Source organism: Candidatus Poriferisodalis sp. (assembly GCF_965262965.1).
Classification (GTDB): Bacteria; Actinomycetota; Acidimicrobiia; order Acidimicrobiales; family Poriferisodalaceae; genus Poriferisodalis.
In genome coordinates this window covers 1,378,898-1,400,501 of record NZ_OZ253573.1, presented here as the reverse complement: position 1 = coordinate 1,400,501, position 21,604 = coordinate 1,378,898, and the positions used below count along the sequence as shown (strand labels likewise).

At 66.2% G+C, this 21,604-nt stretch carries 18 protein-coding genes, 1 tRNA gene and 2 pseudogenes; 8 read left to right on the top strand and 13 right to left on the bottom strand.

Features of this window, described 5'->3' with window-relative positions; genetic code table 11:
- Positions 1 to 41: 41 nt before the first annotated feature.
- From ACQY5K_RS06705 to ACQY5K_RS06685, 5 genes are all read right to left on the bottom strand, one after another.
- Complete coding sequence (locus ACQY5K_RS06705) at positions 42 to 1,670, bottom strand: Mur ligase family protein (RefSeq protein WP_428121265.1); 1,629 nt, start codon at positions 1,668 to 1,670, stop codon at positions 42 to 44.
- 10 nt (positions 1,671 to 1,680) lie between these two features.
- Positions 1,681 to 2,361, bottom strand: coding sequence for an alpha/beta fold hydrolase (locus ACQY5K_RS06700; RefSeq protein WP_428121263.1), 681 nt, complete (start codon positions 2,359 to 2,361; stop codon positions 1,681 to 1,683).
- 65 nt (positions 2,362 to 2,426) lie between these two features.
- The gene (leuA, locus tag ACQY5K_RS06695) at positions 2,427 to 4,142 is read right to left on the bottom strand and encodes a 2-isopropylmalate synthase (RefSeq protein ID WP_428121260.1); all 1,716 of its coding nucleotides are present in this window, start codon (positions 4,140 to 4,142) and stop codon (positions 2,427 to 2,429) included.
- 207 nt (positions 4,143 to 4,349) lie between these two features.
- Positions 4,350 to 6,470 (bottom strand): polyphosphate kinase 1, encoded by a 2,121-nt coding sequence (ppk1, locus tag ACQY5K_RS06690; RefSeq protein ID WP_428121257.1) that lies wholly within the window; start codon positions 6,468 to 6,470, stop codon positions 4,350 to 4,352.
- 146 nt (positions 6,471 to 6,616) lie between these two features.
- Entirely contained in the window at positions 6,617 to 8,089 is a 1,473-nt protein-coding gene (locus ACQY5K_RS06685) for an acetyl-CoA acetyltransferase (protein ID WP_428121254.1), read from the bottom strand.
- 152 nt (positions 8,090 to 8,241) lie between these two features.
- Here ACQY5K_RS06685 and ACQY5K_RS06680 point away from each other — a divergent pair, with 152 nt between their 5' ends.
- The gene (locus ACQY5K_RS06680; protein WP_428121252.1) at positions 8,242 to 8,997 is read left to right on the top strand and encodes a J domain-containing protein; all 756 of its coding nucleotides are present in this window, start codon (positions 8,242 to 8,244) and stop codon (positions 8,995 to 8,997) included.
- A 10-nt stretch (positions 8,998 to 9,007) separates the two neighbouring features.
- Here the strand turns inward: ACQY5K_RS06680 and ACQY5K_RS06675 are convergent, their stop codons facing one another.
- Positions 9,008 to 9,883, bottom strand: a complete 876-nt coding sequence (locus tag ACQY5K_RS06675) for a VOC family protein (protein ID WP_428121250.1) — start codon at positions 9,881 to 9,883, stop codon at positions 9,008 to 9,010.
- Between the two features lie 162 nt (positions 9,884 to 10,045).
- Between ACQY5K_RS06675 and ACQY5K_RS06670 the strand changes: the two genes are divergently transcribed.
- Both ACQY5K_RS06670 and ACQY5K_RS06665 read left to right on the top strand, forming a co-directional pair.
- Positions 10,046 to 10,930, top strand: a complete 885-nt coding sequence (locus ACQY5K_RS06670; RefSeq protein ID WP_428121248.1) for a DNA-methyltransferase — start codon at positions 10,046 to 10,048, stop codon at positions 10,928 to 10,930.
- The gene (locus tag ACQY5K_RS06665) at positions 10,927 to 11,703 is read left to right on the top strand and encodes a hypothetical protein (RefSeq protein ID WP_428121246.1); all 777 of its coding nucleotides are present in this window, start codon (positions 10,927 to 10,929) and stop codon (positions 11,701 to 11,703) included. Before ACQY5K_RS06670 ends, ACQY5K_RS06665 begins: the two co-directional genes overlap by 4 nt.
- Before the next feature lie 79 nt (positions 11,704 to 11,782).
- On the opposite strand, the gene ACQY5K_RS06660 is transcribed toward ACQY5K_RS06665, so the two are convergent.
- The 3 genes from ACQY5K_RS06660 to ACQY5K_RS06650 form a co-directional block, all read right to left on the bottom strand.
- Complete coding sequence (locus ACQY5K_RS06660; protein ID WP_428121244.1) at positions 11,783 to 13,408, bottom strand: sulfatase family protein; 1,626 nt, start codon at positions 13,406 to 13,408, stop codon at positions 11,783 to 11,785.
- Positions 13,409 to 13,438: 30 nt separating this feature from the next.
- Positions 13,439 to 14,194: an SDR family NAD(P)-dependent oxidoreductase gene (locus ACQY5K_RS06655; protein ID WP_428121241.1), complete on the bottom strand. Its 756-nt coding sequence runs from the start codon at positions 14,192 to 14,194 to the stop codon at positions 13,439 to 13,441.
- A 100-nt stretch (positions 14,195 to 14,294) separates the two neighbouring features.
- Positions 14,295 to 15,347 carry an LLM class F420-dependent oxidoreductase gene (locus ACQY5K_RS06650; RefSeq protein ID WP_428121238.1) on the bottom strand — a complete coding sequence of 351 codons (1,053 nt, stop codon included), beginning with the start codon at positions 15,345 to 15,347 and terminating at the stop codon, positions 14,295 to 14,297.
- Positions 15,348 to 15,445: 98 nt separating this feature from the next.
- Between ACQY5K_RS06650 and ACQY5K_RS06645 the strand changes: the two are divergent.
- The 4 genes and pseudogenes from ACQY5K_RS06645 (at position 15,446) to ACQY5K_RS06630 (ending at position 19,329) form a co-directional block, all read left to right on the top strand.
- Positions 15,446 to 15,646 (top strand): annotated as a pseudogene (locus ACQY5K_RS06645) (type II toxin-antitoxin system HicA family toxin).
- Positions 15,646 to 15,876: a type II toxin-antitoxin system HicB family antitoxin gene (locus ACQY5K_RS06640; RefSeq protein ID WP_428121236.1), complete on the top strand. Its 231-nt coding sequence runs from the start codon at positions 15,646 to 15,648 to the stop codon at positions 15,874 to 15,876. The pseudogene ACQY5K_RS06645 and the gene ACQY5K_RS06640 overlap by 1 nt, the downstream one beginning before the upstream one ends.
- A gap of 60 nt (positions 15,877 to 15,936) precedes the next feature.
- Positions 15,937 to 16,915, top strand: a pseudogene (locus ACQY5K_RS06635) (PrpF domain-containing protein).
- 50 nt (positions 16,916 to 16,965) lie between these two features.
- The gene (locus ACQY5K_RS06630; RefSeq protein ID WP_428121234.1) at positions 16,966 to 19,329 is read left to right on the top strand and encodes a CotH kinase family protein; all 2,364 of its coding nucleotides are present in this window, start codon (positions 16,966 to 16,968) and stop codon (positions 19,327 to 19,329) included.
- Between the two features lie 22 nt (positions 19,330 to 19,351).
- Here the strand turns inward: ACQY5K_RS06630 and ACQY5K_RS06625 are convergent, their stop codons facing one another.
- Positions 19,352 to 20,662: a cytochrome P450 gene (locus ACQY5K_RS06625; protein ID WP_428121231.1), complete on the bottom strand. Its 1,311-nt coding sequence runs from the start codon at positions 20,660 to 20,662 to the stop codon at positions 19,352 to 19,354.
- Between the two features lie 67 nt (positions 20,663 to 20,729).
- On the opposite strand from ACQY5K_RS06625, the gene ACQY5K_RS06620 reads away from it, so the two are divergent.
- Positions 20,730 to 20,803: transfer RNA gene (locus ACQY5K_RS06620), tRNA-Val, on the top strand.
- A 105-nt stretch (positions 20,804 to 20,908) separates the two neighbouring features.
- Here the strand turns inward: ACQY5K_RS06620 and ACQY5K_RS06615 are convergent.
- Genes ACQY5K_RS06615 through ACQY5K_RS06605 form a run of 3 tightly spaced genes read right to left on the bottom strand, consistent with a single transcriptional unit; the run spans position 20,909 to position 21,594 of the window.
- Positions 20,909 to 21,091: a hypothetical protein gene (locus tag ACQY5K_RS06615; protein WP_428121229.1), complete on the bottom strand. Its 183-nt coding sequence runs from the start codon at positions 21,089 to 21,091 to the stop codon at positions 20,909 to 20,911.
- A 21-nt stretch (positions 21,092 to 21,112) separates the two neighbouring features.
- Complete coding sequence (locus ACQY5K_RS06610; RefSeq protein WP_428121227.1) at positions 21,113 to 21,310, bottom strand: hypothetical protein; 198 nt, start codon at positions 21,308 to 21,310, stop codon at positions 21,113 to 21,115.
- A complete protein-coding gene (locus ACQY5K_RS06605) occupies positions 21,301 to 21,594 on the bottom strand; it encodes a hypothetical protein (RefSeq protein ID WP_428121224.1) in 294 nt (97 codons plus the stop codon). The genes ACQY5K_RS06610 and ACQY5K_RS06605 overlap by 10 nt, the downstream gene beginning before the upstream one ends.
- Positions 21,595 to 21,604 lie beyond the last annotated feature (10 nt).

Here is a 21,604-nt window from a genome sequence, read left to right as displayed (position 1 = left end):
GAAACCGCATTCGAGGGTCCGCGAGCGGCCATGTCGCGCGATCACGGGTAGTGGTCGGGGAGATCGTTCTCGTAGAGGACTGCGTCGCCGTCGCGCAGATTCGTACGAACCCACCGCACAGCCTCCTCCCGAGTAGCCATACATCGCACGGTGGCGCGGTTCTTGGTGCGGTCGTGGATGAGGCTGCGAGCCCTGCGGCCGCGGGTAGCCGCCCGCGCTGTGCGCGGATCCCAACCGGTCGCTCCGCCGAGCAGCGCCGTGCGATTCGTGCGGCCCACGATGAGCACGTCGTCAGCGATCTGAGCAGCCAGTTCTCCGAGCAGTCGGTTCTCGTGGGCCTGGCCGCGGCCGAGCTCGACCATGCCCGGCGTGACGACGACGCGGCGACCGGTCCCGACGGCGGCCAGCATGCCCAGCGCTGCCCGAGCGCCCGCGGGATTGGAGTTGTACGTGTCGTCGATGATCACGACGTCCGAGTCGCTGCGGGCCACAGTGCGGCGGTGCTCGGGTGACGCAAGCTCGCCCAAACGTGCGGCGATGGCCGCGTCGGCAACGCCGAGCACGGACGCGGCGGCCACCGCGCACGCCACGTTGGCCGCGGACGCGTGCCCCAGGTTCTGATCGGCGATCTCGCGGCCGAACACGGCGACCCGTGAGCGTCGAGGCTGAGAAGCGTCGGTATCAGCCAGCGGATCAAGCGATGCCTCCGATGCCAGCACCGTCACGTCGGCATTGGCATCCTCGCTCGAGCAGCGGATGACGCGCAGCCCCGACGCGGCCAGCCGATCGGCTTCCGTGCGCAGTCCGTAGGCGTCCACATTGATGATTGCGGTCCGGCTGGTCGCGAAGATCTCCGCTTTCGATGACACGATGCGATCGAGGCTGCCGAAGCGCTCCAGATGCACGGGCCCGATGGAGGCCAGGATCGAGACCGACGGTTTTACCCACCGTGTCATCGCAGCGATCTCGCCCGGTCCGAACGTGCCCATCTCGGCGATGAACACCTCGGTGCCCGGAGCCAGGTGCTCGTTGACCGCGCGGCACAGACCGGCCGTGTTGTTGAAGCTCGCCGGCGTCGCAACCGTCGACCGGGTGCCGGCGAGCAGGTGACGCAGGTACCCCTTGATCGTCGTTTTGCCGTACGAACCCGTCACTGCCACCCGAATCGGGTCGACGCGATCGAGTGCGGCCTGCGCGCTGCGAACCCAGCGCCGCGCGAGCAGCGCCTCGAACGGAGCAAGAATCGCCAGAGCCGCATCAGTCCACAGCGGCAGACCGAACAGCAGCACTGCCAATGCCGGCGCGCCGAGGCCCGAAAGCAGGCCCACGCCGACGACCACCGCGGTAAGCACAGCGAGCATCGCAGCGACGGTGAACAGGCGCCGCGTCCATGCCAGCGGGCTGGTCCGGCCGTAGACCTCGAGTCCGTGGGGCCCCACCAAGACAGCGGCTGCGGTGATCGAAGGCGCCCACCAGTAGGTACCGCTGAGGACGACACCGGCGGCGGCTATCGCTACGAGCACCCGGTTGTTCCAGTCGAGCAGCCACCAGCGCCGAGCGAAGCGGGACGTGCGGCCGACGCCGTAATGTTCGCGCTGGGCCACTCGCAGCCAGCGAACCGCCCCGACCGCTCCGGCGACCAGCGATGTCCACAGCACGATTCCGTTCATGCGGGGCCGTTCATGCGAGCTCGTCAAGGCGTCGCCGAAGCGCTGAGGCCAGCGCGTCGGGTGCTTCCATAGGCGCGAAGTGACCCACGTCGTCGAGCACGGTCAATCGCGCATCAGCGAGGATCTGCGCCGCCCGCTCGGCGATCTCGACCGGCACGGTCTCGTCGAGGCGGCCCCACACCAGCTCGGTGGGTTGGGAAACTTGGCGCAGCTGAAGCTCGTAGGTTTCGTTGACGACTGCGGTGAGCACGTCGCGCATCACGCCCGTCGCGGTGCGATAGTCGGCGCTGCCGAACTGCTGACGCATACGCTCCATGGTGCCGTCGCCGAGCAGACCGCGGCGATGCAACGCACGGGCCAGCCTGTACCGCAGGGCGGGACGCGCTGTGGGTCGATCCGAACGTCGCAGCAGCGGCACGCCGCACAGCACGAGACCGGCCACCGTGTCCGGGTGGCGAACCGCCAACTCGACACAGACCCGGCCGCCGAAACTGTGTCCCATGACAACGACACGCGGTGCGCACTGCGCCAACAGCGGCTCGACGGCATCGGCGTACGACGCGGCACCGCCCGCGACGGCGGGCGCGGGACTGGAACCGAACCCGGGGAGGTCCACTGCGATGGCATCAGTCCCTGCCGTGCAGGCCAGCAGATCTCGATGGTTGCGGCCCCAGCCGTGTAGTGCGAGCACCGACGCTGGCCGGTCACCGACGCGGCTGCCGAACAGGGCGCCGCCGGCAAAGCTGTGCAGTGGGTTCAGCGGGCGCTTACCCCTTCGTGTGACCGGTTGATTGCCGACAGCAGGGCTCGGAAGCTGGCCGTGACGATGTTCGGGTGCAGCCCGACCCCCCAGTAGACGTCTCGAGATGGTGTCTCGATCTCCACGTACGCCGCGGCAGTTGCGTCGGCGCCGGCGCCGACCGCATGCTCGTAGTAGTCGACCAAGCTCACTTCGATGCCCAGCGAGTCGGCCAAGCCGTCCTTGAACGCCGACAGGGGACCGTTGCCGCGGCCTTTGGTCCGAACCTCGCCGTCGGGCCCCTTGATGGTTGCCTCCACCTCGGATTCGTCCGACGACTCCGAGTCGAAGTGGCTGCGGTGCCCCACGTAGGAGTACGGCGATTCGGCGTGAAGGTACGTCTCGTCGAATGTCTTTTTGATCGCCTCGGGCAGGATCTCGCCGCCCTCGTCGGTGATCGACTGGATCACGTTGCTGAACTCGATCTGGAGCCGCCGGGGCAGGTCCAGTCCGAAGCTGTTCTTCATCACGTAGGCCACGCCGCCCTTGCCGGACTGGCTGTTCACCCGGATGACGTCCTGGTAGGTGCGTCCGACGTGTGCCGGGTCGATCGGCAGGTAGGGCACTTCCCAGAAGCCGTAGTCGTCGTCCAGCGCCTCGAAGCCCTTCTTGATGGCGTCCTGATGGCTGCCGCTGAACGCGGTGTAGACGAGATCGCCGCCGTAGGGGTGCCGCGGGTGAACTGGCAGCTGGTTGCAGTACTCCGCGACCCGCCGCAGGTGGTCGATGTGGCTGATGTCCAGCTCTGGGTCGACACCTTGGCTGAACAAGTTCATCGCCAGCGTGATGATGTCCACGTTGCCGGTGCGCTCGCCGTTGCCGAAGAGCGTCCCCTCGATCCGGTCGGCGCCCGCCATCACGCCGAACTCGGCCGCGGCTACGCCGCATCCGCGGTCGTTGTGAGGATGCAGCGACAGCACCACGGCCTCGCGGCGGTCGACGTTGCGGTGGAAATACTCGATGAGGTCGCCGTACATGTTCGGCGTCGACATCTCCACCGTGGCGGGCAGGTTCAGGATGATCGGATCGTTGGCCGTAGCGCCCCATTCGGCGCTGACTGCGTTGCACACCTCGAGCGCAAAATTGATCTCGGTGCCGGTGAACGATTCTGGCGAGTACTCGAAGCGGATCTCGCCGCCCGAGTGATGCTGCGCCAGTTCGGCGCACAATCGGGTTCCCGTTACCGCAATGTCGCGGATGCCCTCGCGGTCGAGCCGATAGACGACGCGGCGCTGCAGCTCCGAGGTGGGGTTGTAGAGGTGGACGATGGCCTTGCTTGCGCCCGCGATCGCTTCATAGGTGCGCTCGATCAGCTCGGGGCGGCTCTGGGTGAGCACTTGGATCCACACGTCGTCGGGCACCAGGTCTTCTTCGACGAGCATCCGGCAGAATTCGAAGTCGGGCGCCGAGGCCGACGGGAAGCCCACCTCGATCTCCTTGAAGCCCATGCCAACGAGCTCGGTGAACATGTGACGCTTGCGCGGGACATCCATCGGGTCGATCAATGCCTGGTTGCCGTCGCGCAGGTCAACGGAGCACCACAGCGGCGCTTCGGTGACGAGCTTGTCGGGCCAGGTTCTGTCGGGTAGGTGCGCCGCGTATGCGTAGTGGCCGTACTTGTCGAACGGCATCGGACTCGGCTGTTGGGCACTGATGCCCTTCACATCTGCCATGGGAGTCTCCCGTGTCGGTTGAGTCCCCTTGTCTCTTGCTACAAGGCGGACCATGAAAAAACCTCCTGGCCCGAAGGCGCAGGAGGTTGGGCGAGGACCTGTGCGGTCCTCGCCTAGATGAGAAGCAGCAGGCCGGTTGCGGAATGCAGCGTTGTGATCGAGGTTCGAATCACGTCAACAAGTTTACCACGGCGTGCTCTTGGGCAGCTAGCGACGTCGATCGTTGTGGTGGGCCAGCATCAGGACGTGCAGATCTTCGCCGCGGTGCTGGGTCCAATCGCCGTCGCTGCCGAGCTGCCAGTGGGCGATGCCGTCGTCGAGATACATGTCGGTGACTGCGGTCAGCTCATCGACCAGGGGCGGCGCGTCGACGGGTGCGAGTGCCTCCACCCGGTAGCGGAGGTTGCGCGGCATGGCATCGGCGGAGCCAAAAAGGTACGTGTGGCCCCGCCGGGCGCTGCCGAAGCGGTATATCCGACTGTGCTCGAGGAATCGGCCGACGACGCTGCGAACCGTGATGTTCTCGCTCAGGCCTTCCACACCGGGCACGAGGCAGCAGATCCCGCGAACGATCAGGTCTACGCGGCAGCCCTGCACCGATGCTTCGTACAGTGCGTCGATGACTTCGGTGTCCACGATCGCATTCATCTTCATGAAGATGTGGCCGTCCGGCTCTGCGGCTTCGGCAGCGATCCGGTCGACGAGTGTTTGAGCCAAGCTGTGAGGCGCCACGGCCAGCTTGCGGTACTTGGTCTGGCGGCTGTAACCCGTGAGCGAGTTGAACAGGCCCGTGACATCGGCCGCGAAGTCGGCGTCGGCGGTGAGCAGTCCGAAGTCTTCGTAGATGCGAGCGGTGTCGGCGTTGAAGTTGCCAGTGCCGACGTAGGAGTAGCGGGCGATGCTGCGGCTTTCGCGGCGCACCACCATGGCCAGCTTGCAGTGGGTCTTGAAACCAACGAGGCCAAAGGCGACGTGCACGCCGGCGCGTTCGAGCTGCCGCGCCCACTCGATATTGGCGTGTTCGTCGAATCGGGCTTGCAGCTCGACGACCACGACGACCTGCTTGCCGCGTTCCGCGGCACGAATCAGCGAATCGACCAGCCGGGTCCGTTCTGAGGTCCGGTACATCGTCATCTTGATGGCCAGGACATCGGGATCGTCTGCTGCGGCACGCAGGAACGCATCGAGACTGTTGGTGAATGACTCGTAGGGCATGTGCACCAGCACGTCCTGGCGCTTCAGCACAGCGAAGAAATCCACGCCGATCTCGTGCTCATCGCGTCGGTCCGCACGGCCGACGTCGGCCGCTCGCATGAGGCCTTGCGCATCGGGGGAGGTCTTGAACGGCGTTGGAGTGCGGGGGCTGTGCGGTGGCGTCTTGAGGTCGTCGCGGTCGATGCCGTACAACTCGAACAGGTCGGAAAGGCCGAGGAGCGCACCGGATGCGTACACATCGTCGTGGGTGAGCTTCAGTTCCCGGGTGAGCATGTCGATGGCGTCGGACCCCAAGTCGGGAGCGACCTCGAGCCGCACCGTTCCGCCGAAGCGTCGCTGACGCAGCTCCATCTCGAGCTGCTTGAGCAGATCGTCGGTGTCGGTGTCGTCGATGTCGAGGTCGGCATTGCGAGTAACCCGAAAGGCGCTGTGGCTGAGCAGCTTCACGCCGGGGAACAGTTCGCCGAGATGGGCCCCGATGACTGATTCGAGCGGGATAAACCTGTTGCCGTCGGGAAGGGCCAGAAAGCGGGGCAGGATCGGCGGCACCTTCACCCGCGCGAAGGACGGGCTGGCACTGTTGTGCTCGACGAACACGGCGAGGTTCAGCGAGAGGTCAGAGATGTAGGGGAAGGGGTGCGCCGGATCGACGGCGAGCGGTGTCAGCACTGGGAACACCTGCTCGCTGAAGCGTTCTGCCACCCACCCTCGGGCGGTGTCGTCGAGCTCGGCGGGAGTGACGAACTCGATGCCCTCCGCTGCAAGCGCCGGTCGCAGCTCCTCGTCGAACAACGCCGCTGCGCCGCTGAGCTGTTCGGCAGCAGAGGCGCGCAGCGCCTTCAGTTGCGCACGGGGCGTCAGCCCGTCGGGGCCGGAACGCCGGACACCGGCATCGATGGACTCGAGCACGGTCGGGACGCGCACCTGGAAGAACTCGTCGAGGTTGGATGCGTGAATTGCTACGAACTTGATCCGCTCGAGCAATGGCAACTCATCGTTGTGCGCAAGTGCGAGCACGCGATGGTTGAAGTCCAGCCAGGACAGTTCCCGGTTGAGATACCGCGGTGAGTTGCGAGCCGGCGTGGCGGCGGACATATCGGTCAGTGCCCCCATCTCGTCCGGATCGAGGCGCCGTGGCGGGGGCGCAGCACCTCGTCCCCGTGAGGGTACGCAAGCATCAGCGCGAGCGCCAGACCGATCTGTGGCTTGTGGAAAACGTGTGGACAGACGGCGGAACGCGCCTGTGGACAATTGCCGGCTCAGACAGGGGCGAACTCGAAGTCGTCGTTGACGACGACATCGGCGCCGATGTGCTCGGAGCGCGTCATCTCGGCCATGAGCACCGGATCGGCGCTGCGGGCCCATTGCCGGCCGTGCGGTGTGCGCACGGCGGCCAGCGCCACCTCAGGCCCAGACCGGCCGTGCATCACCGTGTAGGCCTCAACGGTGGCCTCGCCGGAGTAGTTGGCGTCGAGCTCGACGGACGGGAACTGGTCGATCTCGTCCTGGCAATCCTGATGGCGGAAGCCGTCCGCCGGCGGGGTCGTGGAGTAGATGCCGAACGCGTGCTTGGTGAGGTAGCCGCCGTTCGCTGAACACAGCCCGATGGTGCCCGGGTTGTCCCGCAGGACGCCCGCCATCGTGGCGATGGAGTGGGTGACGTAATTGTTGAGCGGCCCGCCGGCGAAGGTGAGTCCGCCCGTGAGCGTCAGCGAGCGATCCAGTCCCAGTCCGAGCTCGGTGGCAGAGATCTGCACCGCGGAGGGAAAGCACGAGTACAGGTCGACGTGGTCGATGTCGTCGACGCCGATGCCGGCAAGCTCCATGGCTCGACGTCCTGCGACGCGAATGGCGGGGGAGCTGTGCAGGTCGCCGCGATTGGACACGTAGTCGGTGTCGTGGCCATCGGTTCCTGCATGGGGGAACAGCCAGCGATCCCTCGGCACACCGGCGCCCGACGCGGCCTCGGCAGAACACACGATGAGCGCAGCGGCGAGGTCGAGATCCCAATTGGAATTCATGCACTTGGTGTAGGGGAAGCCGACGAGCCGGTTGGTGGGGCTCGGATTGCGGATCTCCTCAGCGGTCATCGGTGTGCGAATCCACGAGTACGGGTTGGCCACCGCCGCCTGGTTGAACTTCTCCCACAGCGCTGCGACCCGGTCCCGATGCCCCTCCATGGTCTCGCCACGTGAGGCTCGGAAGGCAGATTCGAAGACGGGGTAGAGGTTGATGGGGTCCCTCAGGCCCCGTTGGGCCTCGACCTTGTTGTTCATGACGACGTCGTGGCCCAGCACTTCGTCGGGCGTGACGCCGGTCTGGTCGGTGTAGGGAATTCGCTGATCCGCACGGCGTGCCCGGCGACGGCTCCAGATACCTTCCGCGCCAGCGATCAGCACGACGTCGGCTTCGCCGGCTGCGATGCGGCGGCAGGCCATGTTCACGAGCGACTGCGGCATGTTTCCGCCGTCAGTCGACAGCCCGGTCTTGCCGGTCGCGCCGAATCGTTGGTTGAGCAGGGCCGCTGGATCCGGGTAGGGCCACGCGCCCTTGATGACCCAAGTGTGCGTGGCGCGGGCGGCCAGTCCCAGGGCCTCTGCGTCTTCGAGCGCGGCGGCGAGCGCTTCGCCCATCATCGCCACGGGTTCAAGCGCCTCGACAGGGTTCTCGGGGCGCTGGATGAACTGCCCGGCGCCGACCAGGACGGGGGTGCGTGATCCGATGTCAGACATTTCATACCGCCTTGCGTAGTCGTGGCATCGCACAGTAGCGAGCCGCGCTCGGTCGAATCCGGTGAGTCAACCCGGCGGTGCGTTGTGAAATCGCAGTTGCAGCGGCATGGGTGTCATCGAGCGGAAGTAGCGTCGCAGTCGGGAGGCCGCCGGTGGCCCAGTTGCCCGATCATTACGCGACGCTGGGTGTGCGCCCGGACGCCGATACAGCGGAGATCCGGCGCGCATGGATCAGGGCGGCGCGGGCCAACCATCCCGATCAGCGTGGCGATGTTCCCCAGGCGCAGGGCGAGCGTTCAGACCGTCGAATGCGCGCCGTGAACGAAGCCTGGCGGGTGCTCGGCACCGATGGGTCGCGACGCATCTACGACTCCGAGCGCGCCGACCTCGCCAAGCCAGCGGCCGACGTTGCCGCTGCGGCCCACGGCGCCAGTAGTGCCCCCCAAAACGGGAGTTCACCGGCGTCTGATGCTGAGTTCGAGGATCCTTGGGCGCACGAACGCACGGGCACGACGACTGAACCCGGTGGCCCTGGCGGCTTCGTCGTCAACCATCGCGGTGCCGCCATCGTGGTGCGCGTGCTTCCGTGGGCTGTGGCGGCCACCCTCGGCATCGTGATCTTCGTGGCGAGCGCCTACATGTCCGCCGGCAGCGACCAAGAGCAGACTTCGGCTGCGGTTCTCGAGGTCGGGGAGTGCTTCTGGACGACTCCGGATGGAACGCTGCGAACGGTCGCGTGCGATTCGCCCCAGAATGACGGCGTCCTCGATCAGATCGTCACGATATCCCCCGGTGACCGCTGTCGCCATCCCCATGCCGTGATACACGAGGCGCCGATCGCCGGTCGCCGACTTTGCTTGGTCCCCGTCGAACTGTGGGAGCCGCCCGCGACGACAGCGCCCGGCTGATCACACAAGCTCAGCCCGGCTCGGTCAACAGGAGGCGGACGCCGAGGTTGTGCTCGGGAGGGACTGAGTAGCTGGGGCTGGTCGATCCGGCCCCCCTGAACATCGCGTCGTGCGCCTCGCCGCCTCCGCACCTCTCGACGCGGCGTGCGCCAGGAACGAGACCGGGGTCGTCAAGCTTGAAGTGCAGCAGTTGAAGCCGGCCTGATCGGTTGCCCATCCAATGCGCCATGGTCGGCTCCGCCGGCTGGATGAGTTGCAGGTTCCATGGCCCCGAGCGCAACTCGACCCCCACGCCGATGTTGGCGTCTTTCCATTCGTCCACCCGCTCCATGCCCAGCGGCCCTTCGAACATCGCTGCAGCGGCCTGCACATCGGCCGCCAGGTGAATGACCGACGCGAGCGCCGTCGGCTGTTCGTGGTGGGTGGGCGGAAGGGGTGGCGCGTCATCCCAGCCGCCGCCGTCGTCCCAGGCGATCTGGATGACAATGCCCCAGCTGTTCTTGGGATGCAGGAACGCTTCCTTCCACATCGGGTTCGACTCGTTTGTCCCGATGACCTCGTAGCCCGCGGCGGACAGGGCGCCGACGGTGTCGGCGAAGTCGGGCGTCTTGAAGGTGAAGTGGTGCGGGCCGGGGCCATTGCGGGCCAGAAAGCGATGGAGGAAGTCGCTGCCTTCGTGCTCGATCGGCTCGAGAATCTCTATCCTCGTGCCGCCGTCGAACGAGACCTGACAGAAGTAGAAGTCGTCGCCGGCTTGGGACGCCGGGTCGTTGTCGGGGCCGCCGATCCAGCGACCGCCGAGGTCGCGGCCGTAGCGGATCACGTTGTCCCAGGCACGGTCGCTGACCACAGCGACATGGTCCATGACGAGCTTGTCCGTCGGCATGACGGGTGAGGCTACGAGTCCCGCTCAGGCGGCACTCAGGGGCATGCCGCGAGTCGGCTGTCACACCTGCGACTTAGCGTTCTGAGCATGGATGAACAATTGTTTCCAGGTGGCATTGGGGATGCGCCAAAGACTGGTTTGAAGCGGATACGGTCGGCGGTCATGGGTCGCCGAGTTCCCGGAATGCTGCACAGCCACCGGCGATACGATCTGCCGTGCGCTGAACCTCTTCGCGTTCTCAACCGGCCGGTGCTTCTGTGCGGGCGGGCCGAAGAAGGTTTGGACCTGCTTCCCGACCAGAGCGTTCAGACTGTCGTGACATCGCCGCCGTACTGGTCACTGCGGGACTACGACGTAGACGACCAGATCGGCCGCGACGACGCTCTTGCTGACTACATCAAGAGCATCGTCGTGACGTTCGACAAGGTTCGGCGCGTACTCACTGACGATGGAACCGTGTGGCTAAACGTCGGCGACAGCTACACCTCGGGCAACCGGCGCTATCGCGCACCGGACCGGAAGAATCGAGCACGTGCGATGAAGGTGCGGCCGGCGACGCCCGAGGGCCTCAAGCCGAAAGATCTCATTGGCGTGCCTTGGCGCTTGGCATTCGCGCTTCAAGATGCCGGGTGGTGGCTGCGCTCGGAGGTGATTTGGCATAAGCCCAACGCCCACCCCGAATCGGTCCGAGACCGTCCGACCAAGGCTCATGAGAGCGTATTCTTGTTGTCCAAGAACAATGACTACTTCTACGACGTCGATTCCGTCCGTGGACCGAACGACCGCCGATTGAGGACCGTCTGGGACATCAACACCGAGCCGCGACGGCGCGATGACTGTGGGGTCGAAGATCACCCGGCGGTCATGCCGCTGACGCTCGCTGCCCAGTGCGTCACCATCACCAGCGAGCCCGGTGACATCGTCTTGGATCCCTATGCGGGCTCCGGCACGACTCTGCTTGCCGCACGAGCCCTCGAACGCAGCTGGGCTGGCATTGAACTCAACCCGGCCTTCGTGGATCTCATCGAGCGACGATTGGCTCAATGAGCGACCGCGACGTCCTGAGGCGCAAGATCGATGATCTGTCGCCGATGGGCGTTCGCTTTGTCGCACGCATGGTCGATTCGCTCTCGGAGCCGCCCCAGGCTCAGCGTTCGGCGGTGGGGCAAACCTGGATCACCGCCGAGCCGGATTGGATTGAGTACTTCGGCCTGCTTATGTCAGCGCACCATGGTTTGGCGGTTGATGCGCTCGGATTGTCCAGTTTCGAGTCTGCCTTTCGGGATGCTTGCGAAACCGTCGGTTGGAGCGTCGATCCGCCGGGCTCCGCGACCCAGCGCTTCTTGGACCTTACTGTCGAGACTCCCGACGGTCAGCGGCGCCGACTGTCACTAAAGTCGACTGCTGCCAAGCGGATGTCCAAGTCGACTGTCGAGATTTCCAAGCTCACCGAGGCTGCGTGGATTCAAGATGTCCGATCAGCCAAGACACGCCGGGTAGAGACGCTCGCTCTCTTCGAGAAGTACTGCAACGCAGTTGACGCAATTGTGATGCTCCGGGCCTTTCGCAACGATCCCCAGTCGATTCCCTATCGGTATCAGCTGGTCGAGATACCGAGCTCGATCTTCGCGTCGCTGCGGTCACTTCCTCTGTCTGAGTTCGAGGCCGACGGTCCAACTCTCGACTGCTCATTCCGAGGTGACGCTGCGGCGGCCCGCGTTTCACTGGACAGGTCGGATGCCAAGGTGACGGTCAAGCAAATCAAGCTCTCGGCGTGTGTCATCCACGAAGAATGGGAGCTCGGCGAGCGCCGCTCGTAGCGGTCGGCCCCTCCGCTGACCAGTTCGCGCTTGCTGGCAGTAGCAAGCGCTGCGGCTTGGTTTTCCTGATGGCCGGCAGTTATGCCGGAATGAAGGAGTCGCTCACGTTGGGCGAGTCGGGGGGCGGGTGCAGCGGCATGCCGCGGGCGAGGTCGTCGGCTTCCATGAGGGCCGCGGCCAGCCGTTCGTACATCTCGGCGCGCCGGGCCGGGTCGGTGCGGCCGAGTGGCGCCACCTCGTCGGGGTCGGCTTCGGTGTCGAAGAGCTGTTCGGAGCCGTCGCTGTGGCGTGTCAGCCTCAGGTCGGCCGTGACGAGCGTCCGGGTCTTGGACGGGATCGGGAGGTTCAACACGAGCGCCCCGGGGAAGTCGTCTTCGATGAGCACCTCGTCACGCACGCTGACTCCAGCATCGTCGAGCACCGGCACCAGGCTGCGGCCGCCGATGCCGTCGTAGCCAGGCACGTCGGCGAGTTCGAGCAGCGTCGGACCCAGATCGATGCTTCCGGCCAGCGAATCGGTGCGGCCCGGAGGGCGCCGCGGGTCGACGACCACCATCGGCACCGCCAGCGTGCCGCGGTAGTGCAGGAAGCCCTTCAGCATCAGGCTGTGGTCGCCCATCATGTCGCCGTGGTCACTGGTGAACACGATGATCGTGTTGTCGGCCTCACCCGCACGGTCGACCGTGGCCAGGATCTGGCCGATGCCGTCGTCGATCATCTCGATCATCCCGTAGGTGGCGGCCATGGCCTCTCGCACGAGCTGGTGGTCGCCGGCCACACCGCACGGCGTGACCCAGTTGCGCTGACTGCTCGGGTGGACCTGGCTGACGGCCTGCACGTAGTGGGGTGCCGCTTCGAGCAGGTCGTCGACCGTCGCGGGCAGTTGCATGTCGTGGGGGCTGTGCCGATCGAACCATTCGCCGGGAGGTGACATCGGGTGGTGCGGGTCGGGGAACGAGGCCCATGCCAGCCAGGGCTCGCCCCGTCTGGCGGCATCTTCGATGAAGGCGATGGTGCGCTCGGTCACGAACGTGCTGGAGTGGAACTCAGCGCTGTAGGGAGGCTCGTACACCTGCCACCAGCGCTCGGAGCGGCGTCGTGCGGGTGACTCGGCAGTCATCGGCACCATCAAGTCTTCGAGCCGGCCGCCGCGATCGAGCGCCCACAGCAGGTGATGCCCACTGACCCGTGCGCCATGGTCGATCGCCAGCTCGACGTGTTCGAACCCGTAGAAGCTGTCGGGGAATTCGGGCGGGCCGTCGAGGTAACGCTCGGCGTCCTCGAGGGTGTCCCATCCCGTCGGCCAGTACTCGTCGACCGCTCCGGATGCTTGATTCGACGGGAACACGGCGTTGCGGGACATGCCGTGCTGCAGGTGCGACTTGCCGATGAGTGCAGTGCGGTAGCCCGCTGCGCGGAACTGCCGCACATGAGTGTTGGCGCCGGGTTCGAGCGAGCGGTCGTTGAAGACCACGCCGTGGGCGCTGGGCATCCGCCCGGTCATGATCGTGGAGCGGTTCGGCATGCAGACCGGGTTCGCTACCCAGGCGTTGTCGAAGACCATGCCCCGTGCGGCCAGCGCATCAAGGTGGGGGGTGCGGACCACGTCGTTTCCGCCGAAGCCGGTGTGATCTGCCCGGTGCTGGTCGGTGATGATGAACAGCACGTTGGGCTGCGACGGTGCACCGTTGCCGGGAGTGGTCATCGGCGGGTTCCTCTCGATGCGCCAGATCGCTCAGCCGAAGTTCATGGCGGCGGGGTTGCCGCCGTCCACCACCACGGTCTGGCCGGTGATGGACTTCGCTTCGCACAGCATCACGGTGGCGTTGGCGATGTCGATCGGGCTGCCCACCTGGCCCAGCAGCGCCGCCCGCCTGGCGCCTTCGGAGATCTCATCGGGCAGGCGGGCTGCCATGCGGGTGCCCTCCACCAGGCCGGGCGCCACGCAGTTGACGGTGACCGCAGGAGCGAGGGCGACGGCCATGCAGTGAGTGAGGTGGATGAGCGCCGCCTTCGAGCAGCTGTAGGCGATGCTGCTGGAGCCCGGGAGCAGCCCGCCGACTGAGGCGATGTTCACGACCCGCCCACCGCCGTTCGCCAGCAGTCCTGCCAGCGCCCGGGTGAGCAGGAACGGCCCGCGAAGGTTGGTCTCCTGCACCCGGTCCCAGGTTGCGGAGTCGAGCGTCGCAAGATCCCTGAACGGAATGCCGATGTTCCACGCAGCGTTGTTGACCAGCAGGTCGCAGCGGCCGTGCTGAGCAACCGCGGCGGCAGCGGCGTCGATGGAGGCTTCGTCACGCTGGTCAAGCTGAAGCACGCTGGCGGTGCGGCCGGCTGTACGCACGATCTCCGCGCTCGCTTCGGCTCGCTCCTGGTCGCCCAAATAGGTCACGATCACGTCTGCGCCCGCAGCGGCCAGCGCTCCGCAGATCGCACGACCGATATCGCCCGAACCGCCTGTGACTACTGCCAGTTTCCCTGTCAAGTCCATGACGAAGCATCATCGCGCGCCGACCAGCTGTGCGCGCCCCGAACCGGGCCCAGCTCAGTTAGCGATGATCAGAGCGAGAAGCGGCAGCCGCTGCAGTGCTTCAGCGGGCGACGAGTTCGGCCATCGCTTCAAGCAGCTTGGGTGGGCCGGAGATCTGCAGGGTCGTCACGACGGTGTCGTCCCAGCGGCGCAGGTCTGTGGCGATCTTGTCCATCGGGCCGATGAGCGCCACCTCTTCGACCAGCTCCACGGGAATCGCAGCGGCGGCTTCGGACTTGCGGCCGTCGAGATACAGGTCTTGCACCTCGTCGGCGATGTGCTGGTAGCCCATCCGGCAGAACACGTCGTAATGGAAGTTGGCATCGCGGGCACCCATGCCGCCCATGTACAGCGCCAGCATCGGGCGCACCCGATCGGCGGCACGCTCGACGTCGTCATCGGGCACCACGCTGACCATGCACACGACCTCGAAGTCGGCGTCGTCAGGGATGCGGCCGTCGGTGCCGATCTGCGGTTTGCCGGCAGCGGCGAAGCCCGAATTGAGGGCGTCCACGTAGAACTGGTTGTCCTTGGGCGCGAAGAAGATCGGCAGCCAGCCGTCACAGATCTCACCGGCGAGCGCGACATTGCGCGGTCCCTCGGCGCCGAGGTAGATCGGCAGATCCGGCCGGTACGGATGCACGGTGGACTTCAGCGCCTTGCCGAGTCCCATACCGCCCGGGTATGGCATCTGGTAGTGGTCGCCGCTGAAGCTGACCGGCTTGTCCCGCTCCAGAATCGCCCGGACAATCTCGATGTACTCGCGGGTGCGTGCCAGCGGTCGCGGGTACGGCTGTCCGTACCAGCCTTCGACCACTTGGGGGCCGCTTACGCCGAGACCCAGGATGAAGCGCCCCCCACTCAGGTGATCCATCGTGAGTGCCGCCATGGCGGTCGCAGCGGGGGTGCGAGCCGAGATCTGCACGATCCCGGTGCCCAGGCCGATGCGTTCGGTGTGGCTGCCCCACCACGCCAGCGGTGTCAGGCAGTCCGAGCCGTACGCCTCAGCCGTCCAGAACGAATGAAAGCCCAGACGATCAGCGAGCTGCAGCGTCTCAAGTGCGTCGGGCGGGGGTCCTGCCGACCAATAGCCGACGCCAGTTGCAAGTTTCACGCCGCCCAGCTTGGCAGGCGCCGCCCGCAGATGTGCCCCGGTGCTTGCGTGTGGAAGTGAAATAGATTGAAAATTAATGAAAACTTAGATTCCGCTGGATGCCGACGGTGCGAGAAGCGATACGGATCGTCACGGCTGATGGTTGGCGTCTCAAGAACGCTCGCGGCAGCCATCGTCACTACGTGCATTCCGACAAGCCGGGTTAGGTGACCATCGCCGGGAAGCCCAGCCGTGAACTCCCGCCGGGGACGTGGAAGAACATCATGAAACAGGCCGGACTGGAAAGGGGGCGGTTCTAATGAGCACCTTGACCTACACCGCGATCGTGGAACGGGGCACCACTGGCTATTCGGCGTATGTGCCAGATGTCCCCGGCTGCATCGCAGCGGGAGAGACCTTCGAGGAAACCACGAAGATGATGCAAGAGGCACTCACGTACCACCTCGAATGGATGCGCGAGGACGATGACGAGATTCCCGAGTCGATCTCGTCTGCTATCGAGGTCGAGGTTCCAGCGAGCATCGGCTGACACGCCAGGGTTCACTCTCCACGTACGAGTCCGACGCCCCAACGGTGGCAGGCTGCGGAGATGACGGCCGAGCAGCGGGAGGCGCAGAGATCCGTCCCGTGTGTGCTGATGCGGGGCGGTACGTCTCGCGGGCCGTATTTCCTGGCTGACGACCTGCCGGCTGACCCGGCGCTGCGCGATGCGGTGCTGCTCGGCGCCTTGGGCTCGCCGCAGGGGCGGCAGATCGACGGGCTCGGGGGCGGCACGACCGTGACCAGCAAGGTCGCAGTCGTGGGCCCGTCGGATCATCCCGACGCCGACGTGGACTATCTGTTCGCCCAGATCGACCCCGTCTGGGGCACCGTGGACACCAAGCCGACCTGCGGGAACATGCTGGCCGGCGTGGGCCCGTTCGCCATTGAGCACGGGCTGGTGTCAGCGGGAGATCCGAGCACGTCGCTGGTGGTCCGCAACGTGAATACCGACACCTTCATCGACGTTGTCTGCCAGACGCCGGGAGGCGAGGTGACCTACGACGGCGACTGCGCCATCGACGGGGTCGACGGCACGGGCATCGGATCTTGGCTGCACCGGTGGACAGACACCGGACGAGTTGGAGTCCGACAACGCCTTCATGGCCACGATGGAGGCCATTCGCCGTGAGGCTGGCGCTCGCATGGGTCTCGGCGACGTGTCGCAGAGCGTCGTCCCCAAATTCGGGATGCTTTCGGCGCCGCTGCACGGCGGCACCATTGCTTCTCGCTACTTCACACCGACGCAGTGCCATCCGACACATGCGGTTTCCGGCGCGATCTGCGTGGCAGTGGCCTCGGTGATCCCCGGCACTGTCGCAGCGTCGCTCGCCGCAGCGCCGCGGCTCCCTGAAGGTCGGTCCGATGCGGCGATCACGATCGAGCACCCGAGCGGCAAGTTCGATGTCTCGCTGCTGGCGGAGCGACGCACCGATGGCGTCCGCATCCACGCAGGAGGCGTCACCCGCACGGCCCGCAAGATCATGGCTGGCATGGTCTACGTACCCACCGACGTCTGGCCGGCCTGAGACCAACCCAACCCTCGATCCTGCCGGGGTAGCTCCCATAGCCTGTGGCCGTGCGCAGGACCCTTGCCACCGTGCTGGCAGTGACAGCGATCATTGTGGCCGGTTGCGCAGGCGAGTCCGACGACGCCGGCGGATCCCCTCCCGCGACTTCCGCAGCAGAGGCGTCCGCCCCCACCACGACCGCTACAGCCCCGACGACCGACGCCACAAGCGACCCGGCGGGCGTTGACACCGCGACCGCTCCAGCCCCGCAGGAGCCATCGCCCGAGCCGACGGCCACGCCCGCCCCGACACCGGACGCCGCCGCCGAAGCCCATCCCAGCGATACCTACTTCTCCCTCGAGCGCGTGCTGGACATCAGCATCGAAATCGCCGACGATGGTTGGGACACCCTGCGCCACCAGACCCGGACGTTCGCCGACGTGATCGCAGAAATCGCCAAATACGGCCTGTCCCGGCCCTTTGCCGACATCTATGACTGGTTCTCCGCCACGGTGACCGTGGACGGCGAGACCCACGCTGACGTCGGCGTGCGCAAGAAAGGGTTCCTCGGCTCCCAGAGCGACACCAAGCCGGCTCTCAAGCTCCGCTTCGACAAGTACGTGGACGACCAGACGCTCGGCGGGGTCATGGAGCGGATGACCCTGAACAACAGCATCCAGGACCCCTCCATGGTCAACACCTGCCTGTCGTACCGGGTCTTCGCCGCCGCCGGCAGTCCCGCGCCGCGCTGCAACTTCGCCACCGTGTCGGTCAACGGGAAGGACCTGGGGCTCTACGTCCACGTCGAGGAAATCAAGGCTCCGTTCCTGTCGCGCCACTTCGAGAGCGCGGCGGGCAACCTGTACGAGGGCACGGTCAGCGACTTCACGCCGGAGTACCGCGGCACCATTGAAAAGAAGACCAATGAGGACGACGCCGACTGGTCCGACATAGACGCCGTGGTGGCGGCGGTGGGGGACCCCACAGACGCCGGCCTGGAGGCGCTGGGCGAGATCGTGGACCTGGACCGGTTCCTGTCGTTCTGGGCGACCGAGGTGCTGGTGGGGCACTGGGACGGATACGCCGGCGACCGCAACAACTATCACTTCTACCGTGAGCCCAACGGCCCGTTCGTGTTCATACCGTGGGGCCCAGACGACACCTTCCACTTGAAGGACGACCCCAATCCCTTCGACAACATCGGAAATCCGCCCCCGTCGGTGCTGGCCCTCACGGCCATCCCGAACCGCCTGTACAACAACCCCGATTGGCGGGTCGAATACGCCGCCCGACTGACCGAGATCCTGGACACCCTCTGGGTCGAGGACGAGCTGCCGGCTGCAGTGGACGACATGGCCGCCATCGTGCAGCAGCACGCTCTCCCATCCGCGACAGCGGCTGCGGCCGCCGACACCGAGCGGGTGCGCAAGTTCATCCTGAAGCGGAGAGGCGAAATCCTTGCTGACCTCCTCCCCACGCCGCCGGACTGGCCCGGGCCGGCGTACATCTCGCCTTCCGCCGAGTCAGGAACCCTGGAAATCATCTTCCAGACGACTTGGGGCAGCAACCTGAGTCCCAACCCCCTGGCGAGCGGGACCATCGACAGCCTGTTGGTGAACGGTTCCGATGAATGGGGCGAGAGCATGGGAGTCTTTGCCGGTCACTCCAGCCCGCAGGAGAGTGCCCTGCTTCCGGAGGTTGAGGGGCTCGCGTCCATAGTCGTTGCGGGACTCAACGATGACGGCTCCGTCTCCGGGATGACGCTGGCCGTGGACCTGGACCTGTTGGCGGCGGGCACCACGCTGGTCATCGGCGCAGACAACATCGCGGGAGGAATATGGTCCATCCGGTCCGGAGCGTCGACGCCAGAGGAGTTCTCGCCCTTCACCGAGGGCGTGCTTGAACTGTCGACGGCGGGGACGACACCCGGCGCCGCCATCGCCGGCACCTTCTCCGGCGTGTACGGGTATTCCCCGTCGCCCAGTGCTGTCGACGCCCCGAAGGACTCGGGCGCCGACCCCGGCACGGCTCCGGTGGATGTTGGCCTGGTCATCAACGAGGTGGCCGCGAAGGGCGACCCCCTGGACTGGTTCGAGCTGCACAACCCATCGCCCGACCCGATAGCGCTCGACGGCTTCGACGTGGCCGACAGCCTCACGGACGCCGACAAGCGGGTCGCCTTCCCGGCGGGCACGACCATCGCACCGGGCGCGTACAAGCAGTTCCGGTTGGACAAGGACGCCTGGCCCGGCTTCGCCTTGGGCAGCGACGAGGAATTGGGCATTTGGCGGTTGGACGGCACCCACGTCGACAGTGTCGACTGGAACGAGGGCCAGTCCGCCGAGGGCCAGAGCTATGCCCGCGTGCCCGACACCACCGGCGACTTCCAAACCGTGGACAACCCCACCCCGGGCGCCGCCAACCAGCCGTGATGGTCGTCGATGCTGGCTGATTTCAATCCCAGTCGAGCCAGAGTTCCTCGGGGCCTCGGAAGGTGATGTTCGGGAACGTCCAGTAGTCCTGCGGGGGCAACCGCAACGACGGCACTCGCTGGGTCAGGATCACGAGTGCGATCCGCGCCTCTATCCGGGCCAGGTTCGCCCCCAGGCAGAAGTGGATGCCTTTTCCGAAGCTGATGTGACGGTGCGGATCGGGCCGGTTGAAGTCGTAGTCGTTGACATTGAAGCTGTCGGTGTCGGCGAACGCACACGGCTCCCGGTTTGCCGCTGCGAAGTTCAGGAAGACCCGTGTGCCCTTGGGCAACTGCACTCCGCCGAGTTCGGTGTCGCGTGTGGTCACTCGGCGCCAAGCCACCTGGCTGGAGTCGAATCGCAGGGTCTCCTCGACCGCGGTGGGGATGAGCGAGGGGTCCGCGCACAGGGCATCCCACTGGTCGCGCCGTGGCAGCAGGCACCGCAGCGTGTTGCACAGCAGATTCGTGACCGGATCGTGGCCGGCGAACGAGATCCCGTAGATGATCGACTCGGCTTCTCGGTAGGTGAGGCCGGTCCCGCCTTCGGGGTCCGGGTCGGCGTCGTGGGCGTCGAGCAACTCCGAGCAGAAGTCGTCAGTGCGGTTGCGATGTCGCTCGGCCACGAAATCACGGCAGTAGCGCCAGTAGGCGAGCATGCCCTCGGCCATGTGGGTCTGCTCGGCGGGCGTGGGCTTGCCCCAGGCGAACGCCTTGCGGTTGACGCACCACGACTTGAGCATGAGGTCGTCTTCGGGCGGGAACCCGATGAAGCGAAACACGATTTCCGCCGGCAGCGGGAACGCCACGGCCTTGACGTAATCAGCCGGCTTGGGACCAGCCAGCATCTCGTCGATCAACCCGGTGGCCCGCGAGCGCATGTAGCCCTCGAGCGTGCGCAGCCGACGCACCGAGAACCCGCCCCGGGTGTGGACGCGGATGCGTCCATGGTCAGGTTCGGCCCGGTTCGACATGACCGCTTGTGGGTCGTAGTCGGACGCCGACAGCACTTCAGCCGCCTCGGGAGCCAGCGGGAAGATGGGGTCCTGCACGTTGGATGAGGCGTAGGTGTGGGGGTCCATGAACACGGCCTCGATGTCGGCCATGCGCGTCAACACCACGTGACCCATCTCGGCGGCGTAGAACACCGGGTGGTCTTCGCGCAGCTTGGCAGCGATGGGGTACGGATCGGCCAGGTACTCATCGCTGAGCGGCGACCAGCTGTCGTGCACCGGGCAGCCCGGAGGTGGGGGAGCCAACCGATCTGGTGCGGTGTGGTACGAGTCTGTGCTCACCTGGCTGCCTCCTAGCGGACCGTCGTGCGCTCGCCGGTACTGGCAACGCCTATCATCGTCGGCCCACGGGCGATTGGCTCAGATGGTTAGAGCGCTGCCTTCACACGGCAGAGGTCACTGGTTCGAGTCCAGTATCGCCCACTCCGAAAGCGCAAGAGCCGCTCACGTCGGTGAGCACTGTTTCTCGACAAGGCCCAGGAGCTTGGCGGCATTGGGGGCGTCCGAGGGTCGATACACCAGGCGACCTCATCGCCGGCGGTCGAGCGAACTCAGCGGCATGCGGGCCGTCCTCGCCGCAGCACCGTCGGGGTACACCGCCAGTGTCGAGCGTCGCACTGCGTTCCAGACCCGGTTGTCGGCGATCAGCGTCAGCAGCCCGAGACCCTGCGATGCCGCCGCGTGGTGCACCGCCATCGGGTTCGAGAACACGTATGAGCCGTCCCCGGTGGCCTACACCACGAGCCGGCCGGGATCGGCCAGCTTGGCCCAGAGTGCAGCGCCGCCGCCCCATCCCAGGCCGGCTGAGGTGGTGGGTCCGAAGAAGCTGTGAGGCCCGGTGAACGACATCACCGCGGGTGCCAAGCCGAGTTCGTTCACGACGGTTGCATCGGCTCCGATGACATCGCTGAGCGTGAGGCTCAGGTACACCGGCCGCAGGGCTCGGCTTGAGCGATGGTCAACGCCCGGTCCACCTGATCCACGACTTGCTCGCCGGCTCGCAGCTCGTTGTCCCACTTGACGAACTCGCGGACGATGCCGCCCTGGTCGAACATTTCCTGACCCCAATGGATCGGAGCGTTGCGGCTGGCGAGCCTGCCGTGCTCGGTGATCGGCGCGAAGTCGGTACCGGCATTGCCGAACATCCACTCCACACCCCGGTCTGCCAGGGCGGCCCGGAAGCCTTCGGCGACGGTGCGGGGCTGTGCGTTCATGGTGAGCGAG

Bases quoted from the DNA above. Each gene is read 5' to 3' on its own strand.
- ACQY5K_RS06705 (WP_428121265.1), bottom strand. From the start codon at position 1,670: ATGAACGGAATCGTGCTGTGGACATCGCTGGTCGCCGGAGCGGTCGGG.
- ACQY5K_RS06655 (WP_428121241.1), bottom strand. From the start codon at position 14,194: ATGGACTTGACAGGGAAACTGGCAGTAGTCACAGGCGGTTCGGGCGAT.
- ACQY5K_RS06605 (WP_428121224.1), bottom strand. From the start codon at position 21,594: ATGAACGCACAGCCCCGCACCGTCGCCGAAGGCTTCCGGGCCGCCCTG.
- ACQY5K_RS06640 (WP_428121236.1), top strand. From the start codon at position 15,646: ATGAGCACCTTGACCTACACCGCGATCGTGGAACGGGGCACCACTGGC.
- ACQY5K_RS06685 (WP_428121254.1), bottom strand. From the start codon at position 8,089: ATGTCTGACATCGGATCACGCACCCCCGTCCTGGTCGGCGCCGGGCAG.
- ppk1 (WP_428121257.1), bottom strand. From the start codon at position 6,470: ATGGGGGCACTGACCGATATGTCCGCCGCCACGCCGGCTCGCAACTCA.
- ACQY5K_RS06675 (WP_428121250.1), bottom strand. From the start codon at position 9,883: ATGCCGACGGACAAGCTCGTCATGGACCATGTCGCTGTGGTCAGCGAC.
- leuA (WP_428121260.1), bottom strand. From the start codon at position 4,142: ATGGCAGATGTGAAGGGCATCAGTGCCCAACAGCCGAGTCCGATGCCG.
- ACQY5K_RS06670 (WP_428121248.1), top strand. From the start codon at position 10,046: ATGGGTCGCCGAGTTCCCGGAATGCTGCACAGCCACCGGCGATACGAT.
- ACQY5K_RS06665 (WP_428121246.1), top strand. From the start codon at position 10,927: ATGAGCGACCGCGACGTCCTGAGGCGCAAGATCGATGATCTGTCGCCG.
- ACQY5K_RS06660 (WP_428121244.1), bottom strand. From the start codon at position 13,408: ATGACCACTCCCGGCAACGGTGCACCGTCGCAGCCCAACGTGCTGTTC.